General features: G+C 32.1%; 12 protein-coding genes, 1 pseudogene and 1 other annotated feature. Of the genes and pseudogenes, 6 read left to right on the top strand and 7 right to left on the bottom strand.

Annotation, left to right across the window (positions count from 1 at the left end):
* Positions 1-16: 16 nt before the first annotated feature.
* The 3 genes from TX86_RS06655 to TX86_RS27170 form a co-directional block, all read right to left on the bottom strand.
* Entirely contained in the window at positions 17-676 is a 660-nt protein-coding gene (locus tag TX86_RS06655) for a hypothetical protein (RefSeq protein ID WP_042347412.1), read from the bottom strand.
* 99 nt (positions 677-775) lie between these two features.
* Positions 776-1,093, bottom strand: coding sequence for a hypothetical protein (locus TX86_RS27175; protein ID WP_230203582.1), 318 nt, complete (start codon positions 1,091-1,093; stop codon positions 776-778).
* Positions 1,094-1,182: 89 nt separating this feature from the next.
* Positions 1,183-1,326 carry a hypothetical protein gene (locus TX86_RS27170; RefSeq protein ID WP_230203581.1) on the bottom strand — a complete coding sequence of 48 codons (144 nt, stop codon included), beginning with the start codon at positions 1,324-1,326 and terminating at the stop codon, positions 1,183-1,185.
* 1,403 nt (positions 1,327-2,729) lie between these two features.
* Here TX86_RS27170 and TX86_RS25645 point away from each other — a divergent pair.
* Entirely contained in the window at positions 2,730-3,434 is a 705-nt protein-coding gene (locus tag TX86_RS25645; RefSeq protein WP_052343563.1) for an SH3 domain-containing protein, read from the top strand.
* Between the two features lie 143 nt (positions 3,435-3,577).
* On the opposite strand, the gene TX86_RS06640 is transcribed toward TX86_RS25645, so the two are convergent.
* The 3 genes from TX86_RS06640 to TX86_RS06630 all read right to left on the bottom strand — a co-directional run bounded on the left by TX86_RS06640 (position 3,578) and on the right by TX86_RS06630 (position 6,395).
* Positions 3,578-4,027 carry a DinB family protein gene (locus TX86_RS06640; RefSeq protein WP_042347410.1) on the bottom strand — a complete coding sequence of 150 codons (450 nt, stop codon included), beginning with the start codon at positions 4,025-4,027 and terminating at the stop codon, positions 3,578-3,580.
* Positions 4,028-4,260: 233 nt separating this feature from the next.
* Positions 4,261-5,067 (bottom strand): DUF6612 family protein, encoded by an 807-nt coding sequence (locus tag TX86_RS06635; RefSeq protein WP_042347408.1) that lies wholly within the window; start codon positions 5,065-5,067, stop codon positions 4,261-4,263.
* 440 nt (positions 5,068-5,507) lie between these two features.
* On the bottom strand, positions 5,508-6,395 hold the full coding sequence (locus tag TX86_RS06630) for a DMT family transporter (protein WP_042347407.1): 888 nt from the start codon (positions 6,393-6,395) through the stop codon (positions 5,508-5,510).
* A 94-nt stretch (positions 6,396-6,489) separates the two neighbouring features.
* Positions 6,490-6,705: a binding site (T-box leader), on the bottom strand.
* Positions 6,706-7,042: 337 nt separating this feature from the next.
* Here TX86_RS06630 and TX86_RS06625 point away from each other — a divergent pair.
* Complete coding sequence (locus TX86_RS06625) at positions 7,043-7,303, top strand: hypothetical protein (protein WP_042347406.1); 261 nt, start codon at positions 7,043-7,045, stop codon at positions 7,301-7,303.
* A 549-nt stretch (positions 7,304-7,852) separates the two neighbouring features.
* Positions 7,853-8,182: a hypothetical protein gene (locus TX86_RS06620; RefSeq protein ID WP_230203580.1), complete on the top strand. Its 330-nt coding sequence runs from the start codon at positions 7,853-7,855 to the stop codon at positions 8,180-8,182.
* Positions 8,183-8,319: 137 nt separating this feature from the next.
* Here TX86_RS06620 and TX86_RS06615 read toward each other — a convergent pair whose 3' ends face one another.
* Positions 8,320-10,074: a methyl-accepting chemotaxis protein gene (locus TX86_RS06615; protein WP_042347404.1), complete on the bottom strand. Its 1,755-nt coding sequence runs from the start codon at positions 10,072-10,074 to the stop codon at positions 8,320-8,322.
* Between the two features lie 390 nt (positions 10,075-10,464).
* On the opposite strand from TX86_RS06615, the gene TX86_RS06610 reads away from it, so the two are divergent.
* From TX86_RS06610 to TX86_RS26970, 3 genes and pseudogenes are all read left to right on the top strand, one after another.
* Positions 10,465-10,698, top strand: coding sequence for a gamma-type small acid-soluble spore protein (locus tag TX86_RS06610; RefSeq protein ID WP_042347402.1), 234 nt, complete (start codon positions 10,465-10,467; stop codon positions 10,696-10,698).
* Between the two features lie 354 nt (positions 10,699-11,052).
* Positions 11,053-11,325: a hypothetical protein gene (locus tag TX86_RS06605; RefSeq protein ID WP_042347400.1), complete on the top strand. Its 273-nt coding sequence runs from the start codon at positions 11,053-11,055 to the stop codon at positions 11,323-11,325.
* A gap of 429 nt (positions 11,326-11,754) precedes the next feature.
* A pseudogene (locus TX86_RS26970) lies at positions 11,755-12,471 on the top strand (YVTN family beta-propeller repeat-containing protein); the annotation flags it as partial.

Genomic DNA, 12,471 nt, shown 5'->3' with positions numbered 1-12,471 from the left:
GATAGAAAACACTCTTTCATTGTAGAATTGTACTTTGTTCCCTAATTCCCTTACTGTATTGAACAAATTTCTTTCTTGTTTTACTCCAACGGAAATACTTTAAATTACCAAAACCTGATACAGATATTCTATTGAGTAAATCCTTCATTAAAACTACGCTAGTGGAAATATGTACAATCTGATGATATAGAATTGTCCAGTTTAAAATTGCATCTCTCCAGAGAACCTCTTCTTCATCAATAATAAAAATATATCTCGGTGGTTTCATACCATTTTTAGCGATAAGGTTTTCTATACAATAATGAATATCACAGTTATCTGCCCCACATGCAGATATCGATAGTAATATATCTTCTGAATAATCCATATTAAACATTGGATAGAGGCAATCAGCGATATCTTTCCAATCTACTTTATCTCTTCCTATTTGTATACCTCCTTCATCACCATGAAAGCTTAAATGTATGCATATAGGTTCATCTTCTGATTTTTCTCTAACCACACATTCAATAGATGATAAATAATTACAAATTTCAATAAATTCATCTTTTGATTTGACGAAAAACGACAAAACATCATAATCCATCATTTCACATATTTCTTTTAATGCTCCTCCTTCCGTTCTTCCTTTTATAATCTCCAACGGACTAGCTGACTCAATTATAAATACCTTCATTTTTTTGTACCCACCTCTTAAAATAACCCTTTTAACCTATTATTTCTTTCCTGCTTTCCATTTCATTCCCCAGTTATAAGCTCTATCCATTTCCTTATGTCACTTAAAATATTCCACAAGAAATGCAATTTTAAATATTTCATTATTCTGATTTTTAATAATAGCAATTGCGCACATTATTTGCCCGTTTATATGGTTATCAAGTTTAATTTCAATATCTGAACCATTAGCGTATTTTAAAGTTACAATTCCATCCGCTTGGGACAAATTCGCAACTCCTTCATAAATAAATGCATAAACAAGGGTTCTCTTAATCTCAAATATTTTATTACCATTAATCCGAAGATTTTCACCGCCCGGTACTGCACCTGTTCGATCATCTTTATCTAACTTAATATAAGACTTGTTGCAAATCACGGCAAATGCCCCTCACCTAGAACATATCCTTTTTCACCATTTGTTAGTCATATAGGCACCCCAAATATAAATCTATGGTATTAGATTTACTAAAAAGACCTGACAATAGCCCCGTTTTGATTCCAATTCAAACTAACTAGGATTTCTCCTAACCCTTTTTGACTTCCTTTTGTAAGATTAATTGCATGTCCTTTTTTCTTTAATTCTACTTTTCGAAAATTAATACTACCCATTCCTCCCTTTACTGTGTACATATCTACCTAGTTATATCATCCTTCAATCATTTTACCAATAACTTCAAACAATTGCGTTACTAATCACATTTTAGTTTTAATCCTCTTTTTTGAGCACCAATTAATATTTGGAGAATTCGAGTAGATTAATTTTTTAACCGTAATAGTTGTCACATTTTTGCTTCTTGTTGCTATCGGTATTGGTGGTGCATAATTATTAGGCTCTTCTTTAAAGAGCTTGTTCTTTTTTGGAAACATAATACAAATTAAAATGTAAGAAAATAAAACGATAACATCACACACCTGTAATATAATGTGTATAACAATTAGCGTACATGGAGAAGTGTAATATGAATAAGCTATCGAACAATACTATTATTACAGGAGTTTTAGGAATAGTATCCCTTTTATTAGCAAATACAATAGCTGGAGTTGTAGACGGAAAATCTAGAACATACACTACTAATTAATTTACGATTTGTTCAAACCCTCCTTTCAATAATCCATTATCAACATCATAGTGTAGAATATTAATACTATTTTAAGAATTCGTTAATAATTTCTTACGATTTATGTTTTATTATTATCAACAAGGTAAAACCTTTTCATATAGATTTCCTCCTAAGTAACCAGCCTAATAAGTAGGCTGGTTTTGTTGTGTATAAAATTACTGGATTATTTAATAAAAAATACATATCCACTATAAAGTGTAACCAACAGTACAGTTAATGCGCTGCTTTTTCTTAAATTTTGAAAAACACTCCAAGTGTTTTTTGACTATTTCAAATTTGGAACATAGTATAATTGGAATTGAATTATTTAGACTACTCCATAGTTGATCCACTGTAAATTGATTTCTAATCAATCTGCAGAATCAAATAGTATTCAGATGATGTAATGATATCTTCTATTTAGCTAAGTTTCGTAGTTTGATGTTAATATCATATCCCTACAACTAATCTATCTCTCCAATCTATAATAATAAAAAAATCCCCTTCTCATATTGAGTTGGGGATTCGTATATGTACATGAATGAAATATGGCTATTCAATCATGGTTAAAGGGGTATTTTCAGAATAATATATAAAAAGAAGTTTTTCAACAAAACACACAAATTATTCACTCTTTTTTAACATTTTAAAATATATCAATATAATTTAATCGTTTTTTCGGTTACTTCACCTTCCTATAAAGTAAAACATCACTAAGATTTAATTATCTTAATAGCCACCAACTTATCTTGCACATTTGATTGATGTTTCACCATTTGTCTAAGATAATTCTTTAAACCTAGCTGTTTTTTCAAACTTATTTTCAATCCCTATCAATAGTTGCATCTTAAGCTCCTGATTTCTGCTATAATTAGAAAGAATTTTTAAAATATTACATATTGGGAGGCACATATGAAAAAGAGAGTTTTATTACAAATCATCATTTCAATTGCATTAATGGTTACTGTATTTATCCCCTTTACCACTGATTCAACTAAAGCTGCAACAACACAAATTGGTACAATTGATATTACTAGTGGTAAATTAAATGTTAGAAATTCAGCTAGTTCAAAAGCTAAAGTAATTGGATCTTTAAAAAGAAGTGATAAAGTTACAGTATTTAGCCAATTAAAAACTGGCTGGACTCAAATTCAATACGGTAAAGGAAAAGGCTATATATCATCTGACTATGTTCGATTCTATAAAACAACTTCTCCAGCAAGTGTAAAAAAAATTACTGATAGAGTAATAAAAATTCAAAGATCAACTTGGACATATGATTTAACCAAGCAACAAATTTACAATATGCTTTCTCCTGCATTTTCGAAAGATTATATTGATTTAGATTTCAAACAACATTTCCATATTTCAGGTAAAAATTCTAAAGGAGTACCTCTGTATAGTATTATTGAAACCGAAATATGGGGAAATGGAATTGTTGGGTTCTTCTGGGATGATGCTATTCATAAGCCAAAATATTTCTTCTATCATAAAAATGGTGTTGAATACCTAGAAGTGTCTCAGTTTGTGGTTGATGAAATGACAGGTAACTATACTTACACCCTATATTTAAAGAAAGAGCCTAAATCAGACTGGAAAGTTTATAGTATTAGATAATAAATCTAAGCAAAAAGAAGTCCATACTATGGCTTCTTTTTTATACTTATAGATTATTATCAACATGATATAAGTTAAGAATAGAAAAAGATAAAGAAGCCCCTTTCAAATTTGAGGCTTCTTTTATACTTTCAATCTTCACTTTATGCCTGTATTGCTTTTTTCATCGCCTTCATTTGTCCTAAATGTTCTGCTTCGTGATGTAGCATTAAGGCATATAGATCTGAATATGTCTCAATACCATCTACAGGGAATTTAAACGGTAACCTCTGCTCAAAAAAGTCTTCATGAATGGCATTAATACGCACAGCCTGTTCTTTTAAACATTTAGACAACTCTTGAATAGAAGGTACTTCACCTTCCCATGCAGCAGGACTTGTTCCCATGCTAAATAAAGAAGCGTATTCCACTGGAATATTTGATGATTTTTTTGGATAACCAAACATAAAATACTCAGATGTTACAAGTAAATGACCGATATGCCAATGAATATTATTATTAAATCTTTCTGGTTGAATTCGAGCTACTTCTCCATTTACATCTTGTACAAAATTTAACAACATTTGACGAGTTATTTGAAACTGTTTAGACATATGTATTCCTCCTATTATAGCCTTACTAAATTGGTATGCCGCTAATGTTTTAATATTACATAATATTCTAAAAATTATCTAATATACTGCTTTCATACTAACCAAACTTGACTGATATGTTTTATGTTTTAAAATTCAGAAGATACAGGAGAGTCTTCCGATTTTGTTCTCAAAAAAAGAAGCGAACAGATATTAGAATTTCACATTCTTTCCGTTCGCTTCATCACACAATATTATTTTCCACTATTTAAAGCTTCTTTAGGAACAACGATTTCTTTAACACCATTTATATTTGAGAACTTACTATCCATATTTACCTTCATATCAACAGTCTGATCCTCTTCTTTCACACCCATTACCATAGCTATTACAGCTCCTTCTAGATAATAGGTCTTTTTATCAACTTGATATTCCACATTCATACTTTTAATATCAAGCTGTTCCATAGCAGCTAACGTTTCAGAATTTCCACTTGATGCCTTTTCTAAAACCGATTGAGCTAATTCTTTAACTTTATCTCCTGGAATGTCTGCAGCTAGTATAAATTGATCTTTTTCTTCTTTTAGTTTTAAATATTTTGATACAGTATTAAACTGCTTCATTTGACTTTCTAAATTAGCCGATTCCTTTAAACTTGCTTTTAACTGCTCGTTAACTTCTTCAGGAACTGTAACCCACTCACCATTAACATTTGAGTAGATACCTTCTTGAGTTATATACTGCTTTATGATTTGTTCTCCTTCGCTTGGAACAGTCATTTCTATCTCTTGATATGCAGTGAAAGGTTCATTAATAACATCCATTTTTGTTGACATATCGACTTTTTGAACTTGCTTTTGTTCTCCTTGAGATACTGTTATTTCTGTATGTACTTTTGCGTCTTGTGTAAGACTCTTTACATCCTTATTTGCCTTAACAACTTCTGTCAAAACCTTATCATCTTTTGAGGTAGATGAAGATGATGTTGTTGTTTCACTACCGCAAGCAGCTACTATCACTGCAAGTAATGATGCTAAAACTACTAATGCTACTTTTTTCATTTTTACTCTCCTTTATTTTTTATTTCTAACGACACTCCGTATAATAATATACAAAATTCCAAATGTTGTTAATAAATATTAAGACCTAAAAAACACCTGTTGTTTTGGTTATAGGTATAAATATTCGGTATTATATTATTAAAATTTATTTTATCTAAATATCTTGATTCGTTTTTTCATTGCGATTTGATTCCACTTATTCAATAACCTAATTTACATAATTTAAAACTTTATCAACATAGATTATAGAAAAACAAAAAGTTTTGATGTAGTTAATAATATTGCTTTAGACTAATAGGCATTACAAATTATATTAGCTCTGTTCACTTACAAAAAACTGCACTCTAATTGTTAAATGTGTCTAACAATTGGGGTGCAGTATCATTTCATTATTTTTTTTGCAACAATTGATTCATCCTATAAAATTCAATATAAATTAACTAACTGTGTAATTTACTTTCTGTCATTTTTCGTCTAAGCGTTGGCTTTACTTCAGCAAAAATAATTGCTAGTAAAATTAAAACAATACCAATAACCATACGACCTGTTAATATTTCATGAAGGATTATAACAGAAAAGATTGTTCCAAAAAGTGCTTCAGTTGATAAAATCAGAGCTGATTTTGTTGAATTTGTATACTTCATCCCTATATTTTGACAAACATATGCAATAGTTGTACAAAATATACCTAAATATAGTATTGAATAAGCACCTTCCTGTATAGATGCCATGGTTGGTATCTCTCCTAAAAGAAGTACTGCTATTGTACTGAAGACAGATGCCGTAAAAAATTGAACTATGGTCAATGCCAGTGCATCTTCTTTTTTCACAAACATATTTGTATAAAAAATATCAAAGGCGAATGCCACCGCGCATAGAAGAGATAGTAAATCTCCGATATTCATATTCATTGAACCTTGTAAAGATAAAAAACCGATGCCAATCACTGCTAATAAAGCAGCTATAATCTCAAAGCGATCAAATCTTCTTTTGTAAATAACAAAAGCAATAAGGGGCACAAATATTACATTTAAAGCAGTTAAAAAAGCATTTTTCGAAGGTGTCGTATAAACTAGTCCAAATGTTTGAATGGTAAATGCAATAAATAAAAAACCGCCAAGTACTGTCCCTTTCCACAAAATTGACTTATTAATTAGCTTAATTTTTTTATTAAAAATAATAAATAATAGAATGGTAGCTATTATAAAGCGCCCTGCCATCACTTGGAATACAGTAAAATGCTCTAAACCTTTTTCCATCCCAATATAGCCGCTTCCCCAAAGAATCGCAGTAATAAATAATAGAATCTCTCCTAAGTATTTCTTCATACTATGCCTTCTCTCTACTTGATGTTATTTTGTTCATTTCACTAATATTAACTAATCTCCCTTTCTTTTATAATAGAAATAGCCCTCGCCTCTAAATAGAGACGAGAGCAAGCTTCCCGTGGTACCACTCTAGTTGCCACATATGTGACCTCTTTCTATTGTTAACGAGGTGACTCCCCGATTGTTCTCTACTCTGATTCAAGAAATTTCTCCAAAGTGCGCTTCATTCATTCCCTCTGTATTAGGCTTACACCAACCCTAACTCGCTTTTCAGACGTTAATGAACTACTCTCTTCTTCATCGAATTACTATGTAATTGTTTATGTATTATAATAAAACTATATGTTTTGTTAGCCTCTAAAATATTTAATGTATATGATAATTTATATTTTTCAAAAAATCAATGATATGTTTAATACATTTCCAAACAAATATCTTTAGAAGATGAAATAGAACAAACTTTACTGAAGAATATACTTTTAATATATGTAAAAAAACTTATTACACTCTTGTATTTTACCTTTCTTGAATTGACCTCCAATAGATTTTTTATTTAAAATTGCAACAATAAAAAATGAACAAGTTTCTATTCTGGATCACACACATAGATTATTATTGTACGTATTAAATTAAATGGTTGTGAGTATATGACAGACAATCAATCTAATCCAGTTGTGAATTTTCCTCCAAATAATTTAATTAATAATCACCATATTTTCCCACCTTTTCCTCCAGATCCACCAATGGGCTCCATTACAGTGGGACATATTGGTGGCGGTGGTTCTCCATCAGGAGGCTGGTCACCTGGTGGAGGATGGCTTCCTGCAAGTAGTTGGGATTATAGTTGGCATTACTATGGAAGCCAATCGTACCCTACTACATGGTGGCATCCCATTATAAGATGGTAAAAGTACCAAGTTATTTCCCATGCATGAGATGCTTCTGAAAAGGAAACATCTCTTTCTTTATTTAATTATGTTATTATCATTCATTTACTATTGTGAATTTTGAACATAGTAAGATTAGAACTCCTTTACCAAAACCTATTTCAACAACTTATCCCTCATCATCTGAGCTTATCCACTCATTAAATTCACTACTTCAAATTTACTTGTTTGAATTATTAATTATTTATGCACATTTAATTCACAATATTATGATATGTTTCTTGTATATTGAAACTATTTTAAACTAAGGGGTATTGGGATGAATAAGTTTAAACAGTTTTATAATGATCATATTTTTATTTTTTGGATTATAAGAATGACTATTCATGTAACGGTACTACTTTTTATTGTGCGATACTTCGTATGGCATCTAGAATAATATGTAAAACATATAAAAAGCACAATCAAATTCTATCTTTCTACAATAAACTATTTTATGTATGGTAGACAAAATAGAGAGACAAAGTATCATACTTTCTAAAGTTTTTCATTTAGAAAGAAGGTGGAGAAGTGCAAGTAAATATTAGTATAATAATATCCATCATAGCACTTTTTTGTACAACTTTAGGTGTTGTTATTGGTTTTTTTACATTTACACGAAATAGAGATAAAGATGTTAAATCAGATGCATCCGAATTAGCCATAATACGAACAAAATTGGATAATATCAACCAAGGAGTAGAGAATATTAGAATTGATATAAAAGTTGAACAAAAAGAAAGACTAGGATTATCAGAACGTTTAATTAGATTAGAAGAATCACATAAGTCATTGCATAAACGATTAGATGACCTTGAAGGAATGATAGATGAGTATTGTTTGATGATAAAAAACAAATAACTATTCTAATACTAGAGAAGGAAGAATCGCCTTCTCTAGTATTATAAAAAGAACGTTTTTGTTAATAATTAAGGGTGTAGCTCAAACAGCTTTCTACCACGGTTATTAGACATAATTTCAACTAGGACTTGACTCTTTTATAGTTTAAATTGATTTACATGGCTATTTAATTGCTCTGCAAGTACTGCAAGCTCTGCCGCTCCACCAGCAATTTCTTCCATTGAACTGCTAGATTGTTGAGCTGATGCGGCTGCTTGTTGAACTCCGGCAGCTGCTTCTTCTGCTACGGCCGCTACATCTTCAATTGCTCTGTTCATTTCTCCACTGTTTTCTTCTAGTTCGTTAAGATGCGCAGAGATATTTTGCACTTTGCTAACCATATCTGTAACCGATTCATTAATATTTCCAAACGTTTTTCCTGTTACTTTAATTTGATTCGTTCCACTTTCCACTACTTCAAACGTAGACTGCAATGAATTAACAGCTTCATCAGAACCATAGGTTATTCGCTCAACTATATTTGTGATTTCTCCAACTGAATTTGAAACTTGTTCTGCCAATTTTCGAACTTCCTCTGCCACAACAGCAAAGCCTTTCCCGTGATCACCTGCTCTTGCTGCCTCAATAGCCGCATTTAAGGATAATAAATTTGTCTGATCTGCAATTTCCCTAATTACTTGAACAAGATGGGCTACTTCTGTTGTTTGACCATTCAATCCTTCCACCTTTTGAACAGCCATAGTTACTTTTTGGTGAATATTCTCCATTTGATTAACGGATTGCTCCATTAGCATTCGTCCCTCTTTGGCCATCAATAAAATCATGTCTGAAGTCCTTACAACTTCATCTCCATTTTTATTTGCTTCTATAATTCTGTTATTAAAGTGTTCCATCATCTCAGAAAGAGCCGAAGCACTATTTGCTTGAGATTCGGCGCCTGAAGTTAATTCTTGCATTGTTGAAGCTATTTGCACTCCACCTTCTTTAACTTCATTTGCTGATTGAGTGAATCCTTCACTTTGGCTATTCATGGTTTTAGAAGCGCTGGAGACATTTTGAATCATTTCCTTTAATGCAGCTTGCATTTGATTCATAGAATTTGCTAATTGACCAATCTCATCTTTAGATTTAATCTGTAGTGATTCACCGGTTAAATCTCCGTTTGCAAGCTGATCCATATGATTCGTAACTTTATTGATAGGTCTTGCCATACTACTCGCAAATATCCAAATAATAAAAGCACCTACTAATAAGGTAATTCCTATCAAAATTAAAACAAAGTTCATTATTTTATTGGCTGGTTTATTAAAATCCATCAAATAAGTGCTTGCAACGATTGTCCAATTCCAATTTGGATCTGTTTTTGAATAGGCTACTTTTGGTTCAATCTGATTTTTATTATTTGGCATCGGAAATTCATAATAAGTTAGTCCCCCACCGTTATTCCCTACTTTAATCAATTCTTGTACATATTTCTTACCATTTATATCTACATCATTCCAAGAGTTATGACCCTCAGTCTCAGCGTTTGCTATATCTAACCCGTCTTTTCCTACTATGTACATATATCCGTTTTTACCCAAATTAATATTCTTGTTGTTTGGTCTTGTTCCATCGGCTCTCATTTCACCAAGTATTGAAACCTTGACCATTTCCTGTGCTTCTTCTAAAGGCAGATTGCCTTTCTTCACTTCTAAATTTACGGCATCAATCAACATTATTGTCATTTCCACACTATTTTTTAGATTTGTTATACCAAGTGCATCTAAATTATTTTTACTTTTCTGATAGGCAAAAACACCAGTAATTATTAATGGAATAGATAGTAATAATAAAGAAATGACTATAAGTTTTGTTTTAATCGTCGATGACAACAAGTTAAACAACTTCAATAAACGGTACCTCCTTAAGTATTTTTTTACTAACACCCCTATCAAGTATGTTGATTTTACAGATAATTTTAGTTTCTATAAAAATAGGACTATTCTAAAATACCCAAGACTATTAGGATAACCTGTAACTGATATTCGGAAGACTAAAGGCCTTCATGGAAATTATCACTACTTTTATGTTAGTAACATAGTACTTTATACCAGACTTTTTATAATTTTACAAATTTTTATTTATTTAAATATTTAATGCTAATTCTAATAAAGTAATACCCACAGTAGAACAAATAACATGATATAGATGATGTTTCACAAAAAAGAATTATTACCTAATTGATTTTGTATATTCACTTGTGCTCATGGTTACCTTAATGTGAGTGGAGGTGATTACTAATGGCAAACAATCAACAAACATCTGCAGGTACTAGTGTTCAACAACAAAATACAGTGACTGCTAACTCATCTGGATCTACAAATTCAGGAGCTTCAGGTAGCTCAAGTAATGCTTACGGAACTGAATTTGCTAGCCAAACAGACATAGCGAAAATGAAAAAGCAAAACCATCAATCTACAAATAAGAAACCACAAAATTCAAGTCGCAACTATGGACAAAATAGCCAATCATAAATAGCTTCCTCTTTAGTGTGGTGTGGATTTTCTCTTAAAAGAAGTGAAAATCCACACTCCTTTCTTTTATTTACTCTATCAATCAACTAACCAAACAGATAAACAAGAATACTTCTTAGTGGTGTAATTAGCAAACTAATAGATCTCTTCTTTCCAATAAAGAATTTCAACCATTTATTTTTAAAACTTATTTAAATCCTTATTCACCTCCGATATTCGGAATCCATTTCTCCATGTTCCTAAAACTTTTTAATGATACAAGTTCTTTGCCTATTCCACAAATACCTAAATCACATAAGTTAACAATGAATGTAGATCGTATTAAAATGAATATTAACAAGAAGGAGTGGTACAATGTACGGCCAACAATATGAATATTATCGATCCCCTCAACCAAGTGCACACCCTATGCCACATTCAAGTCTTGAACAACAAACGCTAAATATCATACACCCTGCAATAACGCATGGATTAAATGAAGCTCAACATCTAGGTTTCCAACACGCTTTAACAGAAGCGGTAGCTATAGGTTACTTGATGGGTAGAGGCTATGATTACCATACTGCTTGGAAAACTGTTGAATCATGGTGGAGACCACCAGGAACTCCATTACCTACTTCATATTAAAACAAATCAACTTTATGGATAATTTAGTCAATAGGACTGTTTTCGATAATTACCGTTGGGATTAGTAGCATTTCGGCTACCTTCTTACAAAAAATGTGTTCAAAAAACATACACTATCATATTAGAAGTATTTCTGATTTCTGTAGTTTTGTACGATAAAAATCGCTAATAAAATGCCTAAAGTGTGATTTCCGTATAAAAAAGTGCAGAACCTTCAAGCAAAAATCTCCTATATAAATCTATAGGAGATTTTTGCTTACATAAAATAAACGGGTTTTTCATATGCAGCAACATATTTTGACTCTGCAAAGTAACCCTTTAAATCGGATTGCATATAGTAAAGTGTACAAACCCTCTTTTATTTTCTGAAGATAGGTTTCGAATTCTGAATTTCAGATTTCATAATTAAAAAAAGAAAGGAAGGTTAAGATGTCATTATGTTTGACATTTGAAGAGAAAAAACAACTAATTGAAGACTTAAATCGATTAAATACCGCTATTTTAGTATTCTTTCGTAACCCTAATGAGATGACAGAGCGGTTACTTAGAGAAGCATTACTTTGTTTAGAGTGTTTATTCTTATCATTGAAACATCAATCTCCCCAATCATTATTTATTATTCAAATATTAAGAAAACTAATTGATTGTTTGGATAAACTAACTCTAAATCAAATATCATCTCTTTTAATAACCTTTTTTCAGAATCTAGCTTCGTTTCTATTTTGCTGTTGTCCAGACCATCTATTAAAAGAAATATTCAGACTCATTCTAAAAGGAATTATTCTTAGTACTGTTAATGCAATTACTGGGCCTACTGGACCGACTGGACCTACAGGGCCTACTGGACCGACTGGACCTACAGGGCCTACTGGACCTACGGGGCCTTGCTGCACTGGCGCTACGGGGCCTACTGGACCGACTGGACCGACTGGACCTACTGGTGCGACAGGTGCCACGGGTGCTACGGGTGCCACAGGCGCTACGGGTGCTACGGGTGCGACAGGTGCCACAGGCGCTACGGGTGCGACAGGACCTACAGGTGCTACGGGTGCCACAGGCGCTACGGGTGCTACGGGTGCTACAGGTGCCACAGGCGCTACGGGTGCTACAGGCGCAACAGGTGCTACAGGTGCTACAGGTGCTACA

Origin of the sequence: Bacillus massiliigorillae, from assembly GCF_000380245.2 — a bacterium.
Lineage (GTDB): Bacteria > Bacillota > Bacilli > Bacillales > DSM-1321 > Bacillus_AD > Bacillus_AD massiliigorillae.
This window is presented reverse-complemented; position numbering and strand designations above follow the sequence as displayed.